At 69.7% G+C, this 25,019-nt stretch carries 24 protein-coding genes; 16 read left to right on the forward strand and 8 right to left on the reverse strand.

From position 1 onward, the window contains the following. Window positions 1–36: 36 nt before the first annotated feature. On the reverse strand, window positions 37–288 hold the full coding sequence (locus AB0B61_RS16265; RefSeq protein WP_357958303.1) for a MoaD/ThiS family protein: 252 nt from the start codon (window positions 286–288) through the stop codon (window positions 37–39). 175 nt (window positions 289–463) lie between these two features. Here AB0B61_RS16265 and AB0B61_RS16270 point away from each other — a divergent pair, with 175 nt between their 5' ends. The 3 genes from AB0B61_RS16270 to AB0B61_RS16280 all read left to right on the forward strand — a co-directional run bounded on the left by AB0B61_RS16270 (window position 464) and on the right by AB0B61_RS16280 (window position 5,258). Further along, window positions 464–1,150: a response regulator transcription factor gene (locus AB0B61_RS16270; RefSeq protein WP_358432153.1), complete on the forward strand. Its 687-nt coding sequence runs from the start codon at window positions 464–466 to the stop codon at window positions 1,148–1,150. A 284-nt stretch (window positions 1,151–1,434) separates the two neighbouring features. Further along, window positions 1,435–4,785 carry a tetratricopeptide repeat protein gene (locus tag AB0B61_RS16275; RefSeq protein WP_358432154.1) on the forward strand — a complete coding sequence of 1,117 codons (3,351 nt, stop codon included), beginning with the start codon at window positions 1,435–1,437 and terminating at the stop codon, window positions 4,783–4,785. Window positions 4,786–4,868: 83 nt separating this feature from the next. After that, entirely contained in the window at window positions 4,869–5,258 is a 390-nt protein-coding gene (locus AB0B61_RS16280; protein WP_358432155.1) for a hypothetical protein, read from the forward strand. Window positions 5,259–5,336: 78 nt separating this feature from the next. Here AB0B61_RS16280 and AB0B61_RS16285 read toward each other — a convergent pair whose 3' ends face one another. Both AB0B61_RS16285 and AB0B61_RS16290 read right to left on the reverse strand, forming a co-directional pair. Next, complete coding sequence (locus tag AB0B61_RS16285) at window positions 5,337–6,011, reverse strand: hypothetical protein (RefSeq protein WP_358432156.1); 675 nt, start codon at window positions 6,009–6,011, stop codon at window positions 5,337–5,339. 125 nt (window positions 6,012–6,136) lie between these two features. Beyond that, window positions 6,137–6,517 carry a glutaredoxin domain-containing protein gene (locus AB0B61_RS16290; RefSeq protein ID WP_358432157.1) on the reverse strand — a complete coding sequence of 127 codons (381 nt, stop codon included), beginning with the start codon at window positions 6,515–6,517 and terminating at the stop codon, window positions 6,137–6,139. 96 nt (window positions 6,518–6,613) lie between these two features. On the opposite strand from AB0B61_RS16290, the gene AB0B61_RS16295 reads away from it, so the two are divergent. Further along, entirely contained in the window at window positions 6,614–7,993 is a 1,380-nt protein-coding gene (locus AB0B61_RS16295; RefSeq protein ID WP_358432158.1) for an FAD-dependent oxidoreductase, read from the forward strand. Here the strand turns inward: AB0B61_RS16295 and AB0B61_RS16300 are convergent. Next, the gene (locus tag AB0B61_RS16300) at window positions 7,975–8,871 is read right to left on the reverse strand and encodes a DMT family transporter (RefSeq protein ID WP_358432159.1); all 897 of its coding nucleotides are present in this window, start codon (window positions 8,869–8,871) and stop codon (window positions 7,975–7,977) included. The two genes, AB0B61_RS16295 and AB0B61_RS16300, sit on opposite strands and share 19 nt — an antisense overlap. A gap of 38 nt (window positions 8,872–8,909) precedes the next feature. Here AB0B61_RS16300 and AB0B61_RS16305 point away from each other — a divergent pair, with 38 nt between their 5' ends. Beyond that, on the forward strand, window positions 8,910–9,437 hold the full coding sequence (locus tag AB0B61_RS16305) for a MarR family transcriptional regulator (protein WP_358432160.1): 528 nt from the start codon (window positions 8,910–8,912) through the stop codon (window positions 9,435–9,437). A 53-nt stretch (window positions 9,438–9,490) separates the two neighbouring features. Here AB0B61_RS16305 and AB0B61_RS16310 read toward each other — a convergent pair whose 3' ends face one another. After that, on the reverse strand, window positions 9,491–10,093 hold the full coding sequence (locus tag AB0B61_RS16310) for a cadmium resistance transporter (protein WP_358432161.1): 603 nt from the start codon (window positions 10,091–10,093) through the stop codon (window positions 9,491–9,493). A 129-nt stretch (window positions 10,094–10,222) separates the two neighbouring features. Here AB0B61_RS16310 and AB0B61_RS16315 point away from each other — a divergent pair, with 129 nt between their 5' ends. Then, on the forward strand, window positions 10,223–10,771 hold the full coding sequence (locus AB0B61_RS16315; protein ID WP_358432162.1) for a flavoprotein: 549 nt from the start codon (window positions 10,223–10,225) through the stop codon (window positions 10,769–10,771). 52 nt (window positions 10,772–10,823) lie between these two features. Here AB0B61_RS16315 and AB0B61_RS16320 read toward each other — a convergent pair whose 3' ends face one another. Beyond that, the gene (locus tag AB0B61_RS16320) at window positions 10,824–11,945 is read right to left on the reverse strand and encodes a hypothetical protein (RefSeq protein WP_358432163.1); all 1,122 of its coding nucleotides are present in this window, start codon (window positions 11,943–11,945) and stop codon (window positions 10,824–10,826) included. Window positions 11,946–12,133: 188 nt separating this feature from the next. On the opposite strand from AB0B61_RS16320, the gene AB0B61_RS16325 reads away from it, so the two are divergent. Both AB0B61_RS16325 and AB0B61_RS16330 read left to right on the forward strand, forming a co-directional pair. Next, window positions 12,134–12,595 (forward strand): hypothetical protein, encoded by a 462-nt coding sequence (locus AB0B61_RS16325; RefSeq protein ID WP_358432164.1) that lies wholly within the window; start codon window positions 12,134–12,136, stop codon window positions 12,593–12,595. A gap of 153 nt (window positions 12,596–12,748) precedes the next feature. Next, on the forward strand, window positions 12,749–12,949 hold the full coding sequence (locus AB0B61_RS16330) for a DUF5708 family protein (protein WP_357958197.1): 201 nt from the start codon (window positions 12,749–12,751) through the stop codon (window positions 12,947–12,949). Between the two features lie 159 nt (window positions 12,950–13,108). On the opposite strand, the gene AB0B61_RS16335 is transcribed toward AB0B61_RS16330, so the two are convergent. Then, window positions 13,109–13,513 carry a hypothetical protein gene (locus tag AB0B61_RS16335; RefSeq protein WP_358432165.1) on the reverse strand — a complete coding sequence of 135 codons (405 nt, stop codon included), beginning with the start codon at window positions 13,511–13,513 and terminating at the stop codon, window positions 13,109–13,111. Window positions 13,514–13,631: 118 nt separating this feature from the next. Here AB0B61_RS16335 and AB0B61_RS16340 point away from each other — a divergent pair, with 118 nt between their 5' ends. The 3 genes from AB0B61_RS16340 to AB0B61_RS16350 all read left to right on the forward strand — a co-directional run bounded on the left by AB0B61_RS16340 (window position 13,632) and on the right by AB0B61_RS16350 (window position 15,485). Further along, on the forward strand, window positions 13,632–13,829 hold the full coding sequence (locus tag AB0B61_RS16340) for a hypothetical protein (RefSeq protein ID WP_358432166.1): 198 nt from the start codon (window positions 13,632–13,634) through the stop codon (window positions 13,827–13,829). Window positions 13,830–14,128: 299 nt separating this feature from the next. Then, window positions 14,129–14,638, forward strand: a complete 510-nt coding sequence (locus tag AB0B61_RS16345) for a hypothetical protein (RefSeq protein WP_358432167.1) — start codon at window positions 14,129–14,131, stop codon at window positions 14,636–14,638. A 7-nt stretch (window positions 14,639–14,645) separates the two neighbouring features. After that, window positions 14,646–15,485 carry a PhzF family phenazine biosynthesis isomerase gene (locus tag AB0B61_RS16350; RefSeq protein ID WP_358432168.1) on the forward strand — a complete coding sequence of 280 codons (840 nt, stop codon included), beginning with the start codon at window positions 14,646–14,648 and terminating at the stop codon, window positions 15,483–15,485. An 8-nt stretch (window positions 15,486–15,493) separates the two neighbouring features. On the opposite strand, the gene AB0B61_RS16355 is transcribed toward AB0B61_RS16350, so the two are convergent. Next, complete coding sequence (locus AB0B61_RS16355; RefSeq protein ID WP_358432169.1) at window positions 15,494–18,892, reverse strand: BTAD domain-containing putative transcriptional regulator; 3,399 nt, start codon at window positions 18,890–18,892, stop codon at window positions 15,494–15,496. Window positions 18,893–19,081: 189 nt separating this feature from the next. Here AB0B61_RS16355 and AB0B61_RS16360 point away from each other — a divergent pair, with 189 nt between their 5' ends. From AB0B61_RS16360 to AB0B61_RS16380, 5 genes are all read left to right on the forward strand, one after another. Next, on the forward strand, window positions 19,082–20,599 hold the full coding sequence (locus AB0B61_RS16360; protein ID WP_358432170.1) for an FAD-dependent monooxygenase: 1,518 nt from the start codon (window positions 19,082–19,084) through the stop codon (window positions 20,597–20,599). 58 nt (window positions 20,600–20,657) lie between these two features. After that, window positions 20,658–21,320: a GDSL-type esterase/lipase family protein gene (locus AB0B61_RS16365; RefSeq protein ID WP_358432171.1), complete on the forward strand. Its 663-nt coding sequence runs from the start codon at window positions 20,658–20,660 to the stop codon at window positions 21,318–21,320. A 269-nt stretch (window positions 21,321–21,589) separates the two neighbouring features. Then, window positions 21,590–22,840, forward strand: coding sequence for a vanadium-dependent haloperoxidase (locus AB0B61_RS16370; RefSeq protein ID WP_358432172.1), 1,251 nt, complete (start codon window positions 21,590–21,592; stop codon window positions 22,838–22,840). Between the two features lie 55 nt (window positions 22,841–22,895). Then, window positions 22,896–23,708: a class I SAM-dependent methyltransferase gene (locus AB0B61_RS16375; RefSeq protein ID WP_358432173.1), complete on the forward strand. Its 813-nt coding sequence runs from the start codon at window positions 22,896–22,898 to the stop codon at window positions 23,706–23,708. 64 nt (window positions 23,709–23,772) lie between these two features. Then, window positions 23,773–24,963 (forward strand): MarP family serine protease, encoded by a 1,191-nt coding sequence (locus tag AB0B61_RS16380; RefSeq protein WP_358432174.1) that lies wholly within the window; start codon window positions 23,773–23,775, stop codon window positions 24,961–24,963. Window positions 24,964–25,019 lie beyond the last annotated feature (56 nt).

Genomic DNA, 25,019 nt, shown 5'->3' on the forward strand with positions numbered 1-25,019 from the left:
CGACTGGAAGGCCTCATGCCCTGGCCGAGCGCTCGATCACCCCCCGGCGAAGGGCGGCAGCACCTCGACCGTCGCTCCGTCGCCGAGGATCACCTCCTCGTGGGCCCGTTTGCCCACCGGCGAGCCGTCGACCAGGAACGACGAACGGCTGACCACGCGGGCCAATTCGGCACGATTTTGTGTGATTTTGGTCATGAGTTCACCAAGTGTGGCCGCGTCGAACGGCTCCTCGGCGACTCCGGCCGCCTCTTTCGCAGCGGCCCAATAACGTACCTTTCCCGTGGCCATGGCCACCTCACATTCTTCCAGACTCCATTGTGCGACCGCGTTAACATCGGCGATCCACGGTTTGCGCTGTTCATCTGGTGGACGCGCAATGGACTCGACGTTCGCGTGAGATATCCTCGCCTACAGGACCTGGGCGATGAAGCCCCCGGGTCCTTGCGTGTTTGAGGAGGCCGATATGAGCAACCTGCTCCTGCTGACCAACGCCCTTGAGCCGTCGGCCGAGGTGCTACCGGCCCTGGGGTTGCTGCTCCACTCGGTCCGCGTCTCGCCCGCCGAGGCGTCCGCGCTGATCGACACGCCGCCCGCCGACGCCGTTCTGGTCGATGCCCGAAAGGAGTTGGTGCAGGCCAAAAGCCTGTGCCGGCTGATCCGCACGACCGGCATCGACTGCCCGCTGCTGGTGGTCGTCACCGAGGGCGGGCTGGCGGCCATGACCGCCGAGTGGGGCGTCGACGACGTGCTGCTCGACAGCGCGGGGCCGGCCGAGGTGGAGGCGCGGCTGCGGATGGCCGTCGGCCGTACGTCTCAGGCCGAGGATGTTCCGGACGAGATCCGCAGTGGCGATTTGTCCATTGATGAGGCGACATATACGGCGCGGCTGCGGGGGCGGGTGCTCGATCTGACGTTCAAGGAGTTCGAGCTGCTGAAATACCTCGCGCAGCATCCGGGCCGGGTGTTCACCCGCGCCCAGCTGCTGCAGGAGGTGTGGGGCTACGACTACTTCGGGGGCACCCGGACCGTCGACGTGCACGTCCGGCGGCTGCGCGCGAAGCTGGGCACCGAGTACGAGTCGCTGATCGGCACGGTCCGCAACGTGGGCTACCGCTTCGTCCCCGACCGGACCGACCCGGCCCACGTCTGACCGTCCCTATCCCGCGTCGCGACCTGCTCGGAGCGACGCGTAGTTGACATGTGACGTTGACATGTGACGCCCCCAGGGTTCCACTGATGTGACAGGGCGGCCCTCGGCCGTCGTGTCGCTGTCATGTCGTGTGGGCTGTTTCGGTCGTGGACACCGCCGTCCCGAGATGGGGTGGTGTCGGGGTGGGGATCTTCCGGTCGCTGGTCGAAGAAGGCGCGCGGCCCCGAATTTTTCGGCGTAACGAGAGCATTTGTTCTGCATTTCGGCCGAGCAACCGGGTATTTGTGATCGATTATGGCTATGCGCGGGAGTATTTAGCGGGCGGCGAGCGCGACGGCATTCACGATCTGCGGGCCGGCGGCGATCTCGTCGGGGAATTGGCGTTCTGGAGCCCGGGCGAACGGGTTCGGATCGACGCGCTGACCGAGGTTCGCGCCTGGTCCATCGACGTACGGACATTACGCGAGCACGCCGCGGCCAATACGGCGGTGGCCATGGCGCTGGTGCAGGAACTGTTCGCCAGGGACGTCGCCGCGCGCCGACATGAGGCGCTGGCACGGGCGCCCGTCGCCGCGCGGCTGGCCGTGTGGCTGCTGCACCTGGACGAGCGCTACGGGCTCGCCGGCGAGTCGGCACCGCCCCTGTCCATGGAGACGCTGGCCGATCTGGTGGGCAGCGCGCCCGATGTGGTGCAGCGGCAGCTGACCCGGTGGGTTCGGCAGGGGTGGCTGGTCCGGCCCGGTTATCGGCGACTGCGGATCGCCGACGCGGTGGCGTTGCGAGGCGTCGCCGGGGCCTGGGAGCACCTGTCCGCGCCCTGGGAGGGGCGGGTCACACCGTTCCTGACCCGGCCGGGTGCGCCGGCCGAGCCGTTGCCCGCCGGAGAGGTGCCCCGGCCCGCTCAGCTGCCCGCCGACGTGTCCGACTTCACCGGGCGGCAGCAGAGCCTCGATCTGCTCACCTCGTGGCTGGACCGGCCGCGCCGCCCGAACACGATGGTCGTACAGGGCCTTCCCGGCGTGGGGAAGACGGCGCTCGTGACGCGCTGGGCGCACCAGCAGGCGGCCCGGTTTCCCGACGGGCAGATCGTGATCGACCTGCGCGGACAGTCCCCCAGCCAGCCGCCCATGAACCCGGCCGAGGCGCTCGGGCAGATCCTGCGCTCGCTCGGCGTCGGCGAGCACATGCCCGCCGCCGACGAGGCCGAGTTGATGCTGCTGTACCGGAGCCGGCTGGCCGGGCGCAAGCTGCTGCTCATCCTGGACAACGCCGCCGACCCGGCCCAGGTACGGGCGCTGCTGCCCGGCAGCAAGGACTGCGTGGTGCTGGTGACCAGCAGGACCAGGATGGCGCCGCTGCGCGCGACCGGGCACGCCGACCTGATGGACCTGTCCGTCCTCGATCCGGGCAACGCCGTGGCGCTGCTGGTCGCGGTGCTCGGCGAGGAGTCGCCCCGGGCCGCCGACCGCGACGCGCTGGCCGAGCTGGCCAGAGTCTGTTCGTACCACCCGTTCGCGCTGCGCATCTCGGCGGCCAAGCTCGCCGAGGACCCCGGGCTGAGCGTCGAGTCGCGCGTACACGAGCTGCGCGGTCCCGGCCAGCCCCAGCCGCTGTCCGGTGATCCGGAGGACGCCTTCCGCTCCGCGCTCGACCTGGCCTACGAGTCGCTGTCTCCGCCGCAGCGGCGCGCGTTCCGGCACGTCGGGCTGCTGCCCGGCCGGGATTTCACGCCCGAGGTGCTGGCCGCCGCGCTGGGCGGCACCGTCGGCGAGGCGGTGATCGCGGTCGAGGGGCTGCACCGGGCGTACCTGGTGGAGCCGATGGCCGAGACGCGCTATCGCGTGCACGACCTGGTCAAGCGGCTGGCCAGGGAGCTGGGCAGGCACGCGGAGGCCGGCGTGCGCGAGGCCAGGGTCCGGCTGCTCGACCACTACCTGGGCATGGCGACCGATCCGGCCACGCCGCGCGCGTGGTTCGAGGCCGAGCGCCGTTCGCTGGTCTCGGTCGTACGGCTGGCGGAGGAGACCGGCGCGCACCACGCTGCCTGGCGGCTGGCCGAGGCGGTGTTCGAGCCGTTCAGGCGGCTGCGGTACTACCAGAACGACCTGGAGATCCAGCAGATCGGGCTGGACTCGGCGGCGCGGATCGGCGACCGGCGGGCGATCGCGCTGATGCGCAGCCATCTCGGCTCGATCTACCGCGACATCGGCCCTTCCACGCAGGCCGCCCGCTACATCGGCGAGGCGCTGTCCGACTTCACCTCGCTCGGCGACCGCGAGGGCCGGGCCCGCGCCCTGAACGACCTGGCCGAGGTACACGGCATCGCCGGCAACAGCGCCGACGCGCTCACGTGCGCGGGCGAGGCCCTGGAGCTCTACCAGGAGATCGGCGACCTGGCCGGGGTCGCCGACTGCCTGCACTCGCTGTCGCGGCTGCACCTGTCCCAGGAGCGGCACGAGCTCGCGCTGCACCACGCCGGGCAGGCGCTGGAGGTACGCGAGCAACTTGGCGACCCGCACGGCACCGCGCAGAGCCTGATCATCCTGGCCCGCGTACAACACCACCTGGGCGAGCCGAACGCGGCCCTGTCGGAGGGGCTGGAGGCGCTGGCGATCTGCCACGACCTGGGCGACGAGCACAGCGAGGCCGAGACGCTGCTCTGCCTGGCCGAGATCTACGACTCGCTCCGGCTGCCGCACGACGCGCAGCGCGACGCCGAGCGGGCCCTGGCCGGGTACACGGCCACCGGCGACCAGCACGGCTGCGGCCGGGCCCTGTGCACGCTGGGGCGCATCGCGCGCAACGGCTCCCGTTACGACGAGGCCCTCGAACACTACGAGCAGGCGCTGGCCGTACAGCGGGAGCTCCACCACGAGCAGGGGCGGGCGGAGACGCTCGGCGACATCGGGCTGGTGCACTGGCGGCTGGCCGACTACCTGCGCGCCGACGACTACCTCAACCAGGCGCTCGCGATCAGCCGGGAGATCCACGACCTGCCGGTCGAGGCCCGGATGCTCAACCGGCTGGCGCGGGTACGGCGCCGCCAGGGGTTGCCGCAGGTGGCGTTCGTCCACGCGCTGGAGGCGCTGGACCTGGTCCAGGGCATGGGCAACCGCCGGGCCGAGGCGGACGTCCAGGAGACGCTGGCCTACACGTACCTGTCGCTCGAGCGGCACCAGGACGCGCTGCGCGCCGCCAAGGCGTCGCTGGCGATCAGGGAGGAGCTGCGCGACAACAAGGCCAGCTCGCTGCTGTCGATCGCGCAGGCCATGCACGTCGCGGGCAAGACGGCCGCCGCGCTCGGGTACGCCAGGGAGACGGTCGAGCTGCAGAACGAGAGCGGCACCCGGGACCGCTGGGCGGCGGCGCTCACCACACTGGCCATGATCCTGCTGGACCTGGACCGGCCGGTGGAGGCGCTGACGTTCGCGTCGCAGGCCAGGGACGTGCATCTCGTCTCCGGCACCCGGCGCGACCTGGGCTGCGCGCTGCGGGCCATCGGCCTGATCGCCCACCGGGTCGGGGACCGTACGGAAGCCGTGGCCCACCTGAGGGAGGCGGTACGCATCCTGGAAGAGGTGGGCGACGTCTTCGAGCTCAAGAAGGCCACCGCAGAACTCCGCCAAATGTCGTAAATTTCGCGACCTGAGGTCGCAGATCTTGACCGGCTCCCTGCCGTTAGCTGGTGCTACCAGCTACTCCAACGGAGGTGAACCGGATGCTCAGAAACCAGCCGCGTCGTGACCTGCGCTGGCTCAGTCGGGACCTGCACTGGCTCAAGCGACAAGGACGCAAGGACCGGCGGATCACGCTCTCCGTGCTCACCGGAGTGCTCGCCGCCTGGATCCGCCAGCTCTCCCCCACCGACCCGATGCCCGGGTCGGGTCCCCTGCTGGCCATCTCCCTGGGCCTGGTGACCGCGTCGGGGGCGGCCTGGCTGGTGGCGGCGGGCTTCCTCGCCATCACGGCTCGGCCGCGTCGGGAGCCGGCCGAGGTGTTGCGGTGGGTGTCGCATATCGCGCGGGCCAAGGAGTGGGCGTTCTGCTCGCTCAGCGCTTATGTGGCGTGGCACCTGCTGCAGTTCGTCACCGCGCTGCTGGTGAGGTAACCGCCGGGGGCCTGAGTCGGGGTGGAGGGTTGTGCGATGGGCGTCGGTGCGGTTCGAGGACGCGCGCTGGCGCCCACCTCAGCGCTCGGCCCGCTCCAGCGTGTCGAGCCGCACTCCGGTCCCGGTGTGGACGGCCTGGACGATCTCGGCCGCGGTGAGTTCGGCGAGGCCGATCGGCAGGTCGGCCCGCTCGTCGCACCACCCGACGATCGCCTCGGCCGTCGTCACGGACACGGGCTCGGCGAAGTGGACGAGGCTGACGTACCAGCGATCACGCACCCGGCCACGCTCGAAGTCGCGCACTCCACGAGCGGCCAGCCCGTGCGCGAACCGCTTCTGGAGGGTGAGCAGCGCGTCGTCGACCGGATAACCACAGGCGAGCACCCCACCCGCGTGGGGACTCACCCCCCGCAGCACCACCCGGACCGGCGGCAACCCCTCGACCGCCGCACGCAGAGCGTCGGCCCAGGCACGCCGTAGCGGATCGTCCACGGGGATGACCGACCGGTAATGCTCCAGGGAGCGCAGCGTGACATGCAGGCAGTCCGCGCCGTGCGCCCAGTGGCCGGGCCCGGCGACCGTACCCGCCTCACGGGCCAGCTCCACCAGCCGGTCGAGCACCGTACCGGCGGGCCGCAGGACCGCGGCGGCTCCCCAGCGAGCGCCACCCTCCACCATCGGCCGGTCGTGGCTGGCACGGCCCGACAGGAGGGCGTCGCGTCCGGCGGCAAAGAAGTCAGCGAAGTCGGACATCCGGGCAGTATGCCAGCATCCTTGGTATCTAGTGATCTATGGATTTAAGGGCATGGTGCGAGACGTGGCTCGGCTCGATCCCCGTCCGTGAACTGTTTCGCACTGGGCATCTGGCTGTGGTGACGTCAGCCGCGGCCGCCGGGGCCAGGCAGCAGGTGCGGGGCCTCCATCTCGACCGCCTCCAGCAGTTGCTGCTTCGACGGGTTCACCATCGCCTTTCCGGCCACCGTCACGGTCGGTACGGTCTCGTTGCCGTTCGCCACCGAGCGGACGAACGCCGCCGCCTCAGGGTCTCGCCAGATGTTCACCTCGGCGTGCCGCAGCCGTGTGAAGCGCAGACGCATGCGCAGCCTCATGCAGTACCTGCAGCCGGGCCGCCAGTAGAGGACCACGCCCGTGCGATCCGCCAGCGCGTGCGACGTCGCCCGGTCTCGGCGGGGCAGGTTCGCGATGATCATCCAGGCCGCATAGAGGACGAGGAAGGAGATCGCGATCACGGAGGACATAGGGGAAGTATCTCAAGGGCGCCCGCAACCCGACGATGACAGTGGCGGGCGGGATGCTGACAGAGATCTGGCAGTACGGACAGGCATGGTCGCACCATGACCGAGAAGACGAACGTACTCATCGTCGGCGGCGGCCCGACCGGGCTCACTCTCGCCGTGGATCTGGCCAGGCGCGGCGTCGACTGCCGCATCGTGGAGCAGGCGCCGGAGCCCTCAGGCGGCTCCAAGGGCAAGGGGCTGCAGCCCCGCACGCAGGAGGTCTTCGATGATCTGGGGGTGATCGACCGGGTTCTGGCGGCTACGACGCTCTATCCGGCGTTTCGGGCACGGATCGGCAGGGTGCCGGTGTACCAGGGCCGCATGCACAAGCTCGTCACCCCCACGGACGCGGTGCCGTACCCCATGGTGGTGATGCACCCGCAGTGGCTTACCGAGGCGGTGCTGCGTGAACGGCTGACCGAGCTGGGCGCAAAGGTGGAGCAGGGCACCGGGCTGACCGGCTTCGAGCAGGACGCGCGCGGAGTCACGGCCACGCTGAGCACCGGGGCGACCCTGCGGGCGGACTACCTGGTCGCGGCGGACGGCGGCAAGAGCTTCGTACGCAAGGCGCTCGGCATCGGTTTCGCCGGGGAGACCCGCGACGAGGATCGGATGGCCCTCGGCGATGTACGGGTCGAGGGGCTCGACCGGGAGCACATCCATGTCTGGGTTCGGCCGGGCAGGGGAATGGTGGCGCTCTTCCCGATGGCCGGCACCGACACCTTCCAGATGGTCGCCCCGCTGAAGCCGGGCGTCGTGCCGGACCTGACGCTCGCCGGCTTCCAGCGGGTCTTCGGCGAACGGTCGATGCTGGGCGGGGTTCGGGTCACCGAGCTGCTGTGGTCGTCCCTGTACCGGGTGAACATCCGCCTGGCCGACAGCTACCGGACCGGCAGGGTCTTCCTCGCCGGGGACGCCGCCCACGTGCACTCGCCCGCCGGCGGGCAGGGGCTCAACACCGGCGTACAGGACGCCTACAACCTGGGCTGGAAGCTCGCCCGGGTGCTGGCCGGAGCGCCGGAGGCGCTGCTCGACACGTACGAGGAGGAGCGGCGGCCCGTCGCCGCTCGCGTACTCGGCCTCAGCACCGACCTGCTCGACAAGAAGGCCTACAAACGCGACGAGGAGACCCACCAGCTGACGGTGAGCTATCGGGGCGGCTCGCTGGCCCGGCGGGGCGGGGACCGCGTGCCCGATGGCCGGGTGCGGCTGGCCGACGGGTCTCAGGCTCGGATGTTCGATCTGCTGCGGGGGACGCACTTCACGCTGCTGTCGCCTGATCCCGCGCCTCGCGTGGTCGGCGGGCCGGAGGTGCGGGCGTACGAGCCGGCTGAGCCGTACGGCGCCGAGCGCCACACGCTGGTCCGGCCGGATGGATATGTCGGGATCTCGACCTCGTCGGCGGAGGAGCTCACCGCTTATCTGGCCATGGTGTGACTCAGCCTTGTCGCGATCAGCGTGACGAGGCGCTTGGCGGCCGGCTGGCCCAGCAGGATGCCGGAGAGCACCAGGACCAGCCCGCAGACCTGCTGCGCGGTGAGCGTCTCGCCGGCGAGCGCGGTGCCGAGCAGTACGCCGGTTACCGGGTTGAGCAGCCCGATCAGGCCCACCGTCGCAGCGCTCAGATGCCGCAGCCCCGCGAACCAGGCGGCGAACGCCAGCGCGGTCGCGACGACCGTGACGTAGCCGAAGCCGAGCAGCGCCGGGCCGTCAAGGGACGGCGGCGGGCCCTCCACGGCGACGGCGACGGGTAGCACGGCGATCCCTCCGGCGACGAGTTGCCAGGAGGTCAGCGAGAAGACGTCGACCTCCGCGCTCCACCGTTTGGCCAGCACATAGCCGGCCGACGACATGACCATCGCCAGCACGGAGGCCAGCACGCCGGACGCGTCGACCGACGCCGTACCGTCGAGCAGCAGCAGGCAGACGCCCGCGATCCCGATCCCGGCACCGGTCACGTGCGCCACCCTCGGGCGCTCGGCGAGCGCCGCCCAGGCGAACAGCATCATCATCACCGGGGAGGTCGCCATGATCGTCGATGCCATGCTCGTCGGCAGCTTCTGGGCGGCCAGGTAGACCAGCGCGAAGAACGCCCCCATGTTGAGCGTGCCGAGCACCAGCGAACGCCACCACCACGCGCCCCGGGGGAGCTTCCGAGCGAGCAGCAGCAGGAGTAACCCGGCCGGCAGGGCCCGGATCACCGCTCCGTACAGCGGGTGATCGGGTGGCAGGAACCGGTGGGTGACCAGATAGGTGGAGCCCCAGGCGATCGGAGCGAGCGCGGTCACAGCCGCCCACCGAAAAGTACCTTCCATGGAAGCAATATAGCTTCCACGGAAGGTATATTGGTGGCGTGACGCACAATTTCGACCACGTCGCCCGCATCCAGCAAGCGTGGGCGGGCGAGCGACCCGACCTGGACGTGAGCCCGCTGGGCGTGATCGGGCGGCTGCACCGCCTCGCCGGTCACCTGACCGAGCGATTGTGCGTGGTGTACCGCCAGTACGGGCTGGGCGAGGGAGACTTCGACGTACTCGCCGCCCTCCGGCGCGCCGGAGCGCCCTACGAACGCGCGCCCGGCGAGCTGGCCGCGCACACCATGGTCACCACGGGCGCCATGACCAAGCGCATCGACCGGCTCGAACGCGCCGGCCTGGTCACCCGCCAGCGCAGCGCGAGCGACGGGCGCGGCCGGGTCGTCGCGCTCACCCGAGCCGGTCGGCAACTGTTCGACCAGGCCTTCACCGAACACGTGGCGAACGAGCACCGCCTGCTCGACGGCCTGACACCCGAGCAGGCCGCCCAACTGGAGTCGCTGCTCACCACCTGGCTCGCCTGCTTCGAGGCGCCGCGGCCCACGAAGCTCGATGATCAGTCCTGAGGCGACAGCACTCTGGTAGCTGAGCGGCGATCCGTCGAGGACGAGAAACCCGGTCAGAGGCCGAAGGCACCGCCTTGGACGAGGATGAGCAGCCCGATCCCGATCAGGACGATGGGCAGGAGAATGTGCCCCCACCGGCTGAGAGCCTTGGCGATGACGGGTCGGGTGGCGAAGAACCTGCCCGCCAGGCACCAGACGGCGACCAGAACGAGGAAGACCACAGCGTAGACGCTCATGCCGCCGATGCCGGCGGTGGCGAAGACAGGGACGTAGACGCCGATGTTGTCGCCGCCGTTGGCGAAAGTGACCGCGGCGACCTCCAACGCCTTGGGTCCACCCGTAGCGGCCTGCTCGTCGTCGGCGTCCTCTCCGTTGACGTGGTCGCGCCACGCCTGCCAGCCGGCCTTGAGACCCAAGGCCAGCGGTAGCAGGCCGAGGTACGGGATGACGGGCTCGGGCAGGAAAGTGGCGCCGAAAGCGGCGGCGATGGCGACGACCAGGATGGCGGCGAACCCGAGGTACTGCCCCAGGATGATCCGCGAGGTGGCGCCGCGGTGCCCGGCCCCCTGGGCGAAGAACAGCGCCAGGATCACGATGTCGTCGATGTTGGTGACGGCGAACAGGCCGGCGGCTTGCCCGATGATGCCGACGTTCACGAGGGGCGTGGTTCCTCTCCAAGAGGCGGGAGTACCTGAGGAACGTATCGGGCGTGCCGATACCGCTGGTAGTCCCCGCAGCGTTTACCGTGAAGCCCGCGAGTATGCCGCGCCGCCGGGAGTCCTCACGTGATCCAATCCAGCAAGATCCTCTACATCATCGTGTGCGCCGCAGGAGCCGCCGCCGACGTCGGCCGACTGGTCACCCACGCCCAGGACGAGGGCTGGACGGTCCAGATAGTCGCCACCCCGTCCGCCCTGGACTTCATCGACGTCCCCGAACTGGAGCGGCAGACCGGCCGCCCCGTCCGCAGCCAGTACCGCAAGCCGCACGAGCCGAAACCCCCCAGAGCCGACGCGATCATCGTTGCCCCCGCGACCTACAACACCATCAACAAGTTCGCCCAGGGCATCGCCGACACCTACGCTCTCGGCCTCCTCGCCGAGGCGCCCGGCCTGGGCATTCCCGTCGTCGTCCTGCCCTTCGTCAGCAGCGCTTTAGCCTCCCGCGACCCCTTTCTCCGAAGCGTCGAAAGCCTGCGCGCCGAAGGCGTTCTCGTCCTCCTCGGCCCCGGCCAATTCGAGCCACCTCCCGCTGAGACCGGAGGAGAGAATCTGGACACTTATCCCTGGGCATTGGCGCTCAAGGAGCTCGGGCGGCACTATCCCCGCTATTGATGTGGAAATCCCGCTCCAACCAGCTGGTCCCGGGCGAAGCGGAGGGCCTTACTCATGATTTCTCAGCGTTGGGATCGGTGAACGCTCGTAGACACAGCCGCTCTGCTACGTTGCCGGCGAACCAAGCGAAGAAGTCGCTGTCCGGGTCATGGCCCGCGCGAACCGTCGCGCACCAGTCCTCCCGGTCGAGCACTGCCAGGTATCGGCGTACGAGGCGGTCTCGCTGTTCGGGCGTGCAACCGAGTCTTTCCGCCGGTTTCTGGGCCAGGTGGTCGGCAATCATGGCGGCGTCGACATACCTGTTCACGGTCGCTGTCTGGCGGCTGAGATGACCGACATAAGCGTCCAGGACGATGCGGGCCGGCGGATAGTGCTCCAGGGTCAGGCCCATGCCGCCGCAGTCGGCCATGGTCTTCAGCAGCCGGCCGGTGTGATCGATCAGATCGTCGTCGACATCGGGCCCGGTGATCGCTTCGTGGAGGTGAGCGGAGGTGGCGACCTGGCCGGCGAAGTAGCCGTTGAGGAAGTCGCCGTCGCAGGAGTGACGCAGCAGCCATGGGCGCGCCTTGGACGACGCGCTCCCCCGGCAGAGCACCTCAATGACGTAGACCCGTCCCCATCCGGCGACCCTTTGTGCGAGCCACATCAGTGCCTCCTGGCCACCACCATGACGTCGTCGCAGGGCATCGGCGGCCAATGGGCCGAACCAGTTCGACAGCAGCCCAATCGTCTGGATCAGCGGGATGTCCTCTTCCGCCCAATCGGCGACGAGCAACGCCAGCCCCACGACGGCGGAGCGCCGATCGCCGCTGTGGCGTACGAGCCATCGCCCGGTCCGCTGAACACGCTGTGCGTCCGCCCGCAGCGCTGCTGCGGCGATGTGCTCGTTGTGATGGATCGGGACGTCAACGTCGTGGAAGGCATCAACGAGTTCGCTGGGCGGTGCATCGGCTCTGGCGAAGTGCGCGTCCAGGATCGCGGCGACATCCACGCCGACCAGCCGTTGATCTTCTGGCACTTCTCGCCGGGATCGTCGGCGGTATTGCTCCTCATCGGGGTACGGCTCGCCGTCACGCGGTAGAGGAGAGTTCGGATCTCGCTGGTGCAGGCTCAGCGCGTAGTCGAACAGGCTGATCTGGGGTCCGAGCGGTCCAGGCTCGGTCATCACGCTCACCGGCGGACGAAGGACTCGATTCTCTCGATCATGTGCGGCATGATGCCAGCGCAGACCGGCCAGAGGCAAGGAGTGCCTCCGTCTTCGCCACCGCTCGGGGATCTCGACTTCGTCGCCGGAAGAAGCTCGCCGCTTATCTGGCCATGGTGTGAGCCGGACTGAACTTCCTCCCGTGGCATCATGTGCGAGTGATCACGGAAGAGATACCCGCGCCACCTTTCGGACGACTGTTACCTGGCCGGATGGGACGTGCGGCGGTCGTCGGCGTGTTTTCCGCCAGCGGGACGATCGTGGCGATCATTCTGATGTTCATAGTGCTTCCCGATTACTTCCCTCTCACAGAGCTGGCCATGATGTCGCTGCTCGTGGGAATACCGGGCGGTCTCTGCTGGCCGGCGTTGTATCTCTGCGAAATCCGTCCAGCATGGCCTGTCGCCGTCATGGGCATGTTGTTCGTCGGGGCGATATGGCACTTGACGCACGGCACCGACAAGGACGGCTTCTTGGGAATCTTCTTCTCAGTGCTCCCCTTCCTGAGCGGGTTCGTCGCGTATCCCCTGGCTGTCGTAGTCGCCACGCCCCGGGCTCCGGTGGTGTGGCGGGCAGCGCCGCTGGTGCTGCTCGCCGGAATCTATTGGTTCGCCGCGTAAGCAAATCTCAGGCGTGTACGCGCGCGCCCACGGCCGCGTCACCCGAAAGATGTAGTCCGATCTCCTCAGCGCGCAGGAGGCCTCCGACCTGGCTCTTTATTAGCGTTTTAGAGAACGGGGGCGCCACGTCCCTCATGATCGAAAGAGATCCGCATGGCCCCCGCCCGCAAGACATTCCTCACCGGTCTGACCGTCTTCGCCGCAGGGCTGGCGCTGTGGTTGTTCGGACTCGACACTGAGATCTTCGTGTTCACACCGACGAAGGTCGGGCTGGTTCTGATGGCCCTCGGCGGTCTGGAGGCTCTGTACGGGCTCTACAAGATCGTACGCGGCGACGGCGCGGAGCCGCGCTGACGCTGTGACCGGCGGCGGCGACGGCCGTGGCGTCGCTATGCAACCTGCCAATGATCAGCCAGGAAACCTCTTCCAGGCGCGTCACCCCGCTGAGCGAGATGCCGTCCTGGCTAGAACGGGACCCTCATCACGCAATACGGGGGTTTCGATGCTGAGACGTCAGACGAGACAGGCGGCAGGGGATCGCCGCAGGCCACCCTCTGGCAGACGAGATCGACCGGTGCGGCCGTACCGGGTCTGGGTGTTGGCGGCGGGGGTTGTCATCGCAGCGGGGTTGGCGGTGCCAATGGCCGAATCCGCGCCGGCGACCGCCGGCCCACGACTGAGCAAGTCCGCGTCGGCGACCGACGACCGGCGACCCACAACTGACCCGATCCAGGCGGCGGCCACGACCTCGGCTTCGCCTCCGTCCTTGAGAAATGCGTCAAGAGATGGCAGAAGCAGCATAGGATCGAGCACTGCCACGTGGACCAGGAGCCAGTCTTCCGTGCAGGCCTGGCACAGACGAAGCCCAAGGTCGAGCAGGCCGTAAGGGAAATCAAACGGGCCATGACCGATGCCCACTACGCCGATGGGTCCTACCGGCTCGTCCTGCAGTCCTACCCGTCTCCCGTTCCGCTGGGCGATCAGAACCGCTACCACGAGTTCAGCGACTCGCGGCTTCAACGTGGGCGGCTGCCCGATGTTCAACGACGACTCCGACTGGGCCCGTAACACCGTCATTCCCGCGATCTCCGACATGCTCAAGGACGTCGCCCGTACCCAGAACGTGGACTTCCTCGATCTGCGCAACCTGTTCGACGGCCACGAGGTCTGCGCCAACCGTGCGCAGCAAGCCACCGCCGCCAACTCTCTTGAGAACCCGCTACCCGGCGACTGAATGGACCCGCTTCCTGGTCGTCCTGGAATCCCAGGGCCAGAGCCAGGAATCAATTCACCCCAATTACTACGGTCAGCGGGCCCTCGGCACGTGTCTGACCAAGCTTCGGGACCACACGGGAACCGAGAAGAACCACGTCTGCACCGGCACCCCTGGCCGCGCCCCGGAGGAGGTGAGCCTCACCAGCAGCAACTGGTGAGCGGGGCGGGCGGGATCGACACAGCCGATCCCGCCCAGTTCGCCTTCCGGACGGCGAACGCCGGTGGAGGCAGGCTCGCGCTGTCTGCACAATGGTCGCCATGGACGAGAACATCCGGGACGAAGCATGGTGGAGGCGGCAAGCCGCCGCACAAGGTGAATGGTGGCGGAAACGGGGGGCATCACATCAGGACGAGACTCTCCGGCAGAACAACCTGATGTACGGCGGCTTGATCGCCATCGGCGTCGTCTTGGTGCAGCCGTTCCTGACCCCGGGAGCCGCTGCCCTTGATCTGTCCGCCCAGATCTGCGTGCTCGCTTTCTCCTTGGCCATCCCCCTCTTGTCCGCTCTTATCGTGTTGAACCGGCATGAGACCTACCGCCGGCGCCAGACGAGTTCCGTTGTCGTGCTGGTGGCGCAGCAGGCTGCGCTCGGGCTCGGGTACGTCGGGGTGGTCGCCGGTTTCTGGCACATCATGACGATCGCCGGGATCGCGATCCTGGTTGGCACGATCTTGGGCGTGGCCGTTCATTCCGCGGGTTATGCGCAGGTGGAGGAGGAAGACGCCCAAGCCACGCCAGGTGCGGAGCAACCACCCCAAGCGCCATGATGATCGCATGAACGAAGTCCTAAGGTATGCCGCTTTCACTACCACTCCCACTGGCGGCAACCCCGCCGGAGTGGTCTTGGATGCCCGGGAGTTGTCAGACGCGGAGATGCTCGCCATCGCCGCCGAACTCGGCTACTCCGAGACCGCCTTCCTGCACCCCACGGGCGAGCGCCAGTACCGGATCCAGTACTTCAGCCCTCTGGCCGAGGTCGCCTTCTGCGGCCACGCGACGATCGCCGCCTCGGTCGCGCTCGGCGAGCGGATCGGCCCCGGAACCGTGAACCTCACCACCCAGGCGGGCCCGGTCCCGGTGGACATCGCCGCGGATCCGACCGGTGAGATCACCGCCACCCTGACCAGTCCGCCGACCTCCACCCGCCAAGCCTCCGAAGAGGAGGTACGGCCCGTGCTCGCCGCACTGGGCTGGTCGGCCGACGACCTGGACCCCGCCTACCCGGCCCACGTCGCCAACGCCGGCAACGACCATCTCGTCCTGGCCGCGGCCAGCCGGAGCCGCCTGGCCGATCTCGACTACGACTTCGAGGCCTTGGGCAAGATCATGGCTGACTTGGGTTGGACCACCGTCCACCTCTTCTGGCCCGAATCCCCCACCGTCTACCACGCCCGCGACCCGTTCCCACCTGGCGGCGTCGTCGAGGACCCCGCCACCGGCGCCGCGGCCGCCGCCTTCACCGGCTACCTGCGTACGCTGGGACGCCTCGAAGACGGGGCAGTTCTCACCATTCACCAGGGCGTCGACATGAGGCGGCCCAGCCTCCTGACCTGCGGCACCATTCCCGGCGACTCTCGCGTCAAGGTCTCCGGCACCGCGGTGCCCATCCAGTAACTGACTGATCACTCGGGATCTGAGTCAGCCGTCCCGAGCTCCCGGCGCAGCCTGGCCGGGTCGACCGCGGTCACCGCTGTCTTCCCGTCCAGCTCCCAGCCCTTCCCGTACGCCGTGGCGAAGGCCTCCTCGCCCAGCGCGGCCCGCCCTCGGCGGGTGAGCTCGCGGACCTGCTGGTCGGTTCGGTCGTGCGCGCCGCGCAGCCGGGAGGCGGCGCCGAGCAGGACGGCCGAGTCGTGATGCCGCCCGTGCGCCTCGGCCAGCGCGGCCGCGGCCACCGCCCCCAGCGCCATGATCGGCAAGTCCGCGGTCTCCAGCGCCGCGGCGTACGCCTTCGCCAGCATCTTCTCCGCGCCGGCCAGATCACCCAGCTCCAGGCAGAGCGAGGCCCGCACGTTGCCGGCCAGCGCCCGCGCGTGCAGGCCGGGGAACGTGATGTCGCCGTGCAGAGCTCGTTCGGCGTCGTCGAGCAGGTCCCGCGCCCGGTCCAGGTCGCCCAGCCGCACCCGGAAGGCGGCCTCCCACGCGTCGACCAGGGCCGACAGCTCCGGCGAGGCCGCGCGCAGCGCCCGCTCCCGGGCCGAGCCGATCATCGTGATCGTCGCGTCGGTGTCGCCGCGCCGCAGGTGCAGGTCGATCCAGCGCAGGTGGAGAAACACCTCGTCGCTGAGGCTGAGCGAGCCGAACTCGCCGGCCAGCGACTGCGCCTCGCGCAGGTCGGCCAGCGCGCCGTCGAGCTCATCGTCGTACTGCCGCAGCTGGGCGCGCATCGGCAGCACGGTGGCCTGACCCCAGCGGTCGCCGGCCTGCCGGAAGCAGGCCAAGGCCGCCTCCACGTCGGCGCGCACGTTGTCGAACTCGCCCGCGTTCTCGGCGAACTGGGCGCGGAGCATGCGGGCCAGCCCGGACAGCCACACGTCGTCGCCGTCGGCCAGGAGCGCGATCTTCGCGAACGCGGTCTCCTCCTCCTGTAGGAACGCGAGCGCGAGCGCGGTGAGCGCGCCGCACGGGCCCGGCAGCTCGGGGTAGGCGAGCAGCCGGTCGGCCAGCTCGCGCAGCCGCGCCCGGTCGTCCGCGACCTCCTCGGCGGTCAGCCCCGGCCGGTCGGCCCGGTCGATCAGGTAGATCGCGTGAGCGCAGTCGCGGCCGGGCGTCGGCTCGCCGTCGCCGGGCACCGCCAGCGCCTCGCCCAGCCAGTAGGCCGCGCCGGGGTGCTGGCCGAACATCTGCCAGTACCAGGTCAGGTTCACGGCGAGAGCGATCGCGCCGGAGGCGTCGCCGGTGTCGCACCGCCGGCGCAGGGCGGCCAGCGCGTTGTCGTACTCGGCGCGGATGACTCGGATGGCCGCCAGCTGGCCAGGCCCGCGCAGCTGTGGGTCGTACCGGGCCATCAGCTCGGCGAAGTGGCCGGCGGCCAGGTCGCGGACGGTGCCGAGGTCGCCCGTCTCGGCCAGGCGGGCGGTGCCGTACTCGCGCAGCGTCTCCAGCATGCGGTAGCGGCCCGGGTCGGGCGCGAGCTGCAGCAGCGACCGGTCGACCAGGCCCGCCAGCAGCTCGGGGATCTCGGCGGCCGGCACCGCGGTGCCGGCGCAGACCGCGGTGGCCGAGGCCGCTGTGACGCCGCCGGGCAGGATCGAGACGCGTTCGGCGACCGTACGCTCGTGCTCGCTCAACAGCTGCCAGCTCCAGGCGATGACCGCGTGCAGCGTGCGGTGCCGGGGCAGCGCGGTACGGCTGCCGGTGGCCAGCAGCCGGAACCGGTCGGACAGCCCGTCGGCCAGCTCGGGCAGCGACAGCGTCCGCAGCCGGGCGGCGGCCAGCTCCAGCGCCAGCGGCATCCCGTCCAGGCTGCGGACCACCCGCCGGACCTCGGGCAGCGTCGTGTCGTCCACCTCGAAGCCCGGGCGCACCGCCGCGGCCCGCTCGGTGAACAGGCGTACCGATGCCGCCCGCCGGGCCTGCTCGACACCGTCGTCCGGCCCGGGCAGCGCGAGCGGGCCGAGCGGCACCAGCGCCTCGCCGTCGACCGCGAGGGGTTCGCGGCTGGTGGCGAGTACGCGCAGCCCGGAGCATCGGGACAGCACTGCCGCGACCAGGTGAGCCACGGCCTCGATCAGGTGCTCGCAGTTGTCGACCAGCAGCAGGCTCTCCCGGCCGCCGAGTTGGTCGACGAGTACATCTAGATCGGAGCCCTCGACTAGATCGGAGCCCTCGACGCGCCTACGGGCTTCGGACAGCGCGCCGCCCTCGACCCGCGTCCGGGCCTCGAACAGCGCACCGCCCTCGACCCGTGTCCGAGCCTCGAACAGCGCGCCGCCGCGCAGTCCGATCCCGGCGAGCACGGCCGCGCCGACCTTGGCCGGCTCGGTGACCGAGGCGAGGTCGATCATCCAGGCGCCGTCGCGGTACTCGTGCCGGTGGCGGCGGGCGGCCTCGACGGCGAGGCGCGTCTTACCGGCACCGCCGGGACCGAGCACGGTGACCAGGCGCCCGGCGGCGAGCAGCGTGTCGATCCGGGCGAGGTCGTCGTCGCGCCCGATGAAGCTGGTCAGCGGCGCGGGCAGGTTACTCGGCCTGGACTGCGGCATGGGCAGGTTACGCGGCATGGGCACGCTAGTCGGCCTGGACTGCGCGGTGTCGGCGGCCGGGGCGGGCCGCTCGGCGCGCAGCAGGCGCAGGTGGCGCTCGTGCAGGGCGTCGCCCGGGTCGGTGCCGAGGGCGTCGGCCAGGGTTTCGCGGACCCGCTCGTACAGGGCCAGGGCCTCGGCCTGGCGGCCCTGGGCGGCGAGCGCGTCCATGAGCAGCGCGGCCGCCCGTTCGTGGACGGGGTGCTCGGCGAGCAGGGCGGTCAGGCGGGCGGCGGCCGCGTCGGCACGGCCCAAGGACAGCTCGGCGTCGGCGAGGTCGGCGACGGCCTCGATCGAGGCGTGCGCCAGCCAGGTCGCGACGGCGGGCGCGACCGCGGCGACGACCGTGGGCTCGGCTCCGGGACGGTCGCCCCACAGCGCAACGGCCTCACCGAGCGCGGCCGCCGCGGCGTTCGGGTCGCCGCCGCGCAGGTGTTCACGGCCGGCGGCGGCGAGCTGCTCGAACCGCAGCGCGTCCACCTCGGCCGCGTCCACGTTCAGCCGGTAGCCGCCCGCGACCTGCGCGACGTCGCCGGCCGAGCCGAGGGTCCGGCGCAGCCGCGAGACGAGGGCCTGCAAGGCGTGGGCGGGGTCGGCCGGCGGGTCCTCGGCCCAGATCGCGTCAATGAGGGCACCCTGCTCGACCGCGCGCCCACCGGCGAGCGCCAGCCGGACGATCAGCCCCTGCGACCGCGCGCCGGGAACGGGCAGGGCGGCGTCACCGCGAGAGGCCTGAAAGGCGCCGAGCAGCGTGACGCGAAGCCGCGCATCCCCGTCCATCTCCCGATCCTCGCGCGCGTGCCCTTGAGTCGCCAAATCAGGACAATGCCTAACTTGTGCCCCCATGTGAGCGCCGTGTGCGCCCCGTGTGAGCGGCCCGCGTCAGTCTTTGCGTGCCTCAGATGAGCGATCTCGTGGCGCGCGCGGAGGGACCGCGCAAGTTCCCATAACTTTCGGAAGGGGGCTCTCGTGCATGATGTAGTGATCGTGGGCGCCGGCCCGGTCGGTCTGTTCCTTGCCTGCGAACTCGGCCTCGCGGGCTGCTCTGTCCTGGTGCTCGAGCGGGAGCGGGAGCCTCGCTCCCCGTGGAAGGCGGACCCGCTCGGGATGCGGGGCCTGTCCGCCGCGTCGGTGGAGGCGTTCTATCGCCGGGGGATGCTGCACCCGCTGCTGACGGCCTCAGGTGTCCCTTCAGGCGGGGACCCCGACACGGACGAGCCGTCACCCCCTCGTGGCGTGGGCCACTTCGCCGGCATGATGCTCGATCCGGCGAAGGTCGACGTCGCCGCCCTGCCGTTCCGGCTGCCCAGCCCGGTGATGGACGGCGTGATGACGAACCTCGAAGCGGTCGAGGAGGTGCTGTCCGAGCGGGCGGCCAAGCTCGGCGTGCAGGTCAGGCGTGGCGTCACGGTCTCCGCCATCGCGCAGACCGATGAAAGCGTGGTCGCGCGAGCCGGCGAGCACGAGTACGCGGCGCGCTGGCTCGTCGGATGCGACGGCGGACGCAGCACGGTGCGTGGACTCGCGGGCTTCGACTTCGTCGGCACGGAGCCGCAGTTCACCGGCTACGTCGTGCTCGCCACCATCGCCGATCCCAAGAAGCTGCGCCCTGGGTTCAACCTGACGCCGACCGGCATGTACCTCCGGACGCCCGCGGAAGCGTACATCGGCATGCTGGACTTCGACGGCGGCACCTTCGATCGCTCGCAGGAGCCGACTCGCGACCATCTCCAGGCGGTTCTGCGCCGGGTGTCCGGCACCGACGTGACGCTGAAGGACGTCCATCTCGCCTCGAGCTTCACCGATCGGGCGATGCAGACGACGACGTACCGGCAGGGACGCGTCCTGCTCGCGGGCGACGCCGCGCACATCCACTCTCCTCTTGGAGCGCAGGGACTCAACACCGGCATCGGCGACGCCCTGAACCTGGGGTGGAAGCTCGCGGCGACCGTGGACGGCGACGCACCGGATGGGCTGCTCGACACCTACACCCGCGAGCGCCATCCGATCGCCGCCTGGGTGCTCGACTGGACGCGCGCCCAAGCGGCGGTCATGCGGCCGGACCCGCACGCCCAGGCGATCCAAGCAGTGATCCGCGACCTGCTCGGGACCCGTGACGGAACCACCTACGCGTTCCAGAAGATCTCGGGCTCGTCGCTCCGCTACGACCTCGGCGGCGAGCAGCCACCGCTGGTCGGCCGCAACGCCCCGGACCTGCGCCTTGAGGACGGCACTCGCCTCGGCGACCTGATGCGGGACGGACGAGGCGTCGCGCTCGACTTCAGCACCGACCGATGCCTGCACGATTCAGCGACGGGCTGGGAGAGCCGGATCCGGTATGCGGCCGGCCCGGCGAGAAACGACCTCGGATTCGGCGCCGTGCTCGTCCGGCCCGACGGCATAGTCGCCTGGGCAGGCGATCCCGACCCTGATCGTGAAGCGTTCGAGCGAGCCGCCGGCCATTGGTTCGGCAGCCCGGCAATTTAACGCCGCGCCGCCGGATATCAACGCTGACACCCAATCAACCGAAGTTTCAGGAGTACAAATGACGATCACCCTCCGACCGGGAAGCACCGTAATGTTCACCGGCGATTCGGTCACCGACTGCCAACGGCTGGACAGCGAAGATGGCCTCGGCTTCGGCTACCCCCTGCGCGTCGCGGGCGAGTGGGGTCTGCGGCACCCGGACCGGCCCGTGACCTGGCTGAACTCCGCGATCGCGGGCAACAAGGTGATGGACCTCGAAGCCCGCTGGCAGGCGGACGTGCTCGACGCGCGCCCGGACGTGGTGTCGATCCTCGTCGGCGGCAATGACGTGGCCTGGCACACGTACGACCCGGACGGCTACGTGATCACCGCGGAGGAGTACGCGGCGGGTTACGACCGCCTGCTCGCGCCCCTCGCCGAGGCCGGCGTCGATCTGATCCTCATCGAGACGTCCCTCCTGCCGATCAGCGGCAGTGTCGAGGTCGGCGACGTGCACGTCGGTGAGAAGGAGCGGAAGGAGTGGCGGGCCGACCTGGACCCGAAGAACCAGGTCGTACGCGAGCTCGCCCGCAAGTACGGCGCGCACCTGCTCGCGGCCGACGGCATGTTCGCCGAGCTCGCCGCGACGACCGGGCCGGAGTACTGGGCCGCGGACGGCGCGCACCCCACGCCGGCCGGTCACGCGGCACTCGCGGCGGCCTGGCTGCGCCTGGTCGCGTGACAGGGCCTCGCGATCGACCGCGACACCGGCGATCGTAAGGAACTTCGCCGACCGGCCTGCCGATACTCCGGGCGGGCGGGCCGGCCGGCGAGGAGTTCGTGAGGCGAGGAGGCATTGCACGTTGAGCCGGACACTTCTGCTTGAGAGTTTCCGGCTACGTCATTATCAGCTTTTCGCTCATTCGGCCGCTGTAACGGCCGAGGCCGGCATAGTACTTTGCTTCAGTGCTGAGATCACGTAATGCGGGCTGGGTCGCCATCCTGCGGCGCGTGGCCGTTTGGCCGGTCGTCGCCGGAGTCATCATCGCCGGTTCGCCGGTCCCGTCATTCGCATACGCCTCGAATGCACGTACACCCGCCAATGCCGTCATTGTCTGGGACGGCAACGCCCAGACAGCGATCTGGGATATCGCCGCGCAGCAGCCACAAGTTCAGGCACGTAGCTTCGCCATGGTGCACGGGGCCGTTTACGACGCGGTGAACGCGATCGCCGGCACCCCCTATCAGCCGTACCTGATCGCACCGGCCGCCAGGGGAACCGAGTCGACGGACGCGGCCGTCGCGACCGCGGCCTTCCGGGTGCTGAACGCGCTGTTCCCGGCGCAGCAGGCGAGGTTGGAGACGCAGTACGGCGAGTCGCTGGCCGCGATTCCCGACAGTGCGGCGAAGCGGCGCGGGATCACGGTGGGCACGCAGGCGGCCGCTGCGATGATCGCCGCGCGGCGCGACGACGGGGCGTTCGGCAGCCAGACCTGGATCGTCGGCACCCAACCCGGCCAGTGGCGGCCGACACCTCCCGCTTTCGCCTCCGACGGGGCATGGGTCGGTGACCTCAAACCATTCCTTATCCCCCGCGCGTCCATGTTCCGCACGTCCGGCCCACCATCGCTGACCAGCCGCCGGTACGCCCGGGACTTCAACGAGGTCAAGACGATCGGCTCGGCGACCAGCACCGTCAGGACGGCGGACCAGACCCAAGCCGCGATCTGGTGGCACGATCGGCATCTGGCCGAATGGGAGATCAAGCGCCAGCTCGCGACGACGCAGGGGCTGAACACGCTTCAGACGGCGCGGATGTTCGCGATGGTCGATCTGGCCGAGGCCGATGCCACGACTGCCTGCTTCAACGAGAAGGCGGCATGGAGCTTCTGGCGGCCGGTCACCGCGATCCAATTGGCCGACACCGACGGCAACCCGGCAACGGCCGCCGACCCCAACTGGACGCCGTTGCTCGTTACGCCGCCGCACCCCGACTTCACGTCGGGACATACCTGTTTCACCGCGGCGAGCATGTCGGCGCTGGCGTACTTCTTCGGCCGGGACGACATCTCCTTCAGCGGATACAGCGCCGCCTCGGGCACCACCAGGTACTTCCGCGGCTTTTCACAGGCGCTCGCCGAAGTCATCAACGCCCGCGTATGGGGCGGCATCCACACCCGCACGGCCGACGAACAGGGCGCGAAGATCGGCGGCCAGGTCACGGCTTACATGGCCGGGCACTATTTCCGCCCGAAGAGGTAACGGCCCCAGGGGTAAACCATTTGTCGGCTTTGCCGATGTACCAACATGATCAGGTATGGCAGTGACACGGGAACTGCTCGCCTATTACGAGCAGGACAGGGAGCACGGTCGGCTTCGTGAGGGGCGCGGCCGGTTGGAGTTCTGGCGGACGCAGGATGTGCTGCGCCGAGCGCTGCCGTCGCCCCCGGCTCGGGTGCTGGATGTGGGCGGTGGCACTGGTGTGCACGCTGAGTGGCTGAGCGCGGACGGCTACGAGGTCACGTTGCTGGATCCGGTCCCCCTGCACGTGGACCGGGCCGCAGAGCTGGCCGGGGTGACCGCGCGACTGGGGGACGCACGGCACCTGCCGGTTCCGGACGCGAGCGTGGACGCGGTCCTGCTGCTGGGCCCGCTCTACCATCTGGCCGAACGGGCTGATCGGGTGCGGGCCCTGGCTGAGGCGCGGCGGGCGGTACGGCCGGGTGGTGTGGTGGCGGCCGCGACCATCAACCGGTACGCGGCCGTGCACGACACTATCTACACGAATTCTTACCTGCACGAGCGGGAGCGGCAGGCCGCGCACGCGGCCATGGCGGACGGGATCATGATGTCTCCCGGGCGGGGATTCACCGCCTACTTCCATGATCCGGACGAGGTGCCGGCGGAGTTCGCCGATGCCGGGTTTCCCCAAGTCGAGCGGTACGGACTGGAGGGCGCCTTATGGCTGTATGGCGACATCAATGACTGGCTTGACGATCCGGAACGGCGAGCACTCATACTTGACGCCCAGCGCTCGATGGAATCCGCGCCTTCGTTACTTGGAGTCAGCGGCCACATGCTCACCATCACCCGGCGGGCCTCCAACACTGAGATCACGCCGATGGAGTAAATAAACTCGCACGAAGCCGATCCTGCGCGAGCGCAGTGATAAAGATCGGGCTTACCTTTGCCTAGTGAATGGTGATCTGCTCGACATCGTGTTGGTTGCCCTGGTGATCGCCTTCAGTTTCTCCGGATATCGCCAAGGGTTCGTCGTCGGAGCGGCGAGCTTCATCGGTTTCATGGGCGGATGCGTGCTCGGGATTCACCTCGCGCCGCCCATCGCGGGCTCAGTTGTGGATGGAGACGTCCCGCAGTTATTACTGGCCCTGGTAATCGTGCTCCTGGCCGCGATGATCGGCCAGTTCGCCACCTCGACCATGGGGGCGGTGTTGCGTTCCCATATGCGGGACGAACCCGCCCGGCTGGCGGATGCGGTGGGAGGGATGCTGGTCGCCGCCTTTTCGGTGCTGGTCGTCGCCTGGTTGGTCGGAAGCCTACTGGTATCCACCTCGCTGGTGCCGGTCGTGGAACAGATTCGGGGCTCGCTGCTGCTGGCCACGGTTGATCAGGCGGTTCCGGACGCGGCGCGCGACTGGCAGAAACCGTTCAAGCAGTTCGTCGACCGGTCCGGCTTCCCGCCGGTGCTGGACGTGATCGCCGGCCAGCCGCTCATCGACGTTCCAGCGCCGAACGCGGCAGTGCTGAAAGGCCCCGCGTTACAGCAGGCCCGGGCGGGGATCGTACAGGTGCAGGGGACGGCGAGCTCGTGCCGCAAGCGCATCACCGGCACCGGATTCGTGTACGCGCCCGATCACATCATGACCAACGCGCACGTGGTCGCGGGGGTGGACCAGGAGTTGCTGATCGTCGATCACGAGCAGCGTCCGCGCCCGGCAGTGGTGGTTCTGTACGACCCGCGGCGGGACGTGGCGGTGCTGCACGTGCCGGGCCTCGGACTGCCGAACCTGACCTTCGACGGCGAGGCGGCCAAGGGCGATGACGCCATCATCGCGGGGTATCCCCAGGGCCGCGGGTTCACCCCGCAGCCGGCCCGGGTCGCGGGGCGGAAGAGCGCTTCCAGCTCCGACATCTACCGAGGATCCCAGGTGACGCGGGACGTGTACCTCATTCGGGGCAAGGTCCAGCACGGCGACTCGGGTGGTCCCCTGCTGGCCGCCGACGGGCGGGTGCTGGGCGTGACCTTCGCCGCTGTCACCAGCCAGGAGGACATCGGTTACGTACTGACCGCCAGCGAAGTCGCCGACGACGCCCGCCAGGCCGCGACCGCCACCAAGCCCGTCAGCACGCAGATCTGCGACTGATGCCGTCTCCGCCGACCAGCAGGTCCCGCTGCGTGGCCGACGACACGGCGGGCGGG

Origin of the sequence: Nonomuraea sp. NPDC049158 (assembly GCF_040648335.1) — a bacterium.
In the GTDB taxonomy this organism is placed as follows: domain Bacteria; phylum Actinomycetota; class Actinomycetes; order Streptosporangiales; family Streptosporangiaceae; genus Nonomuraea.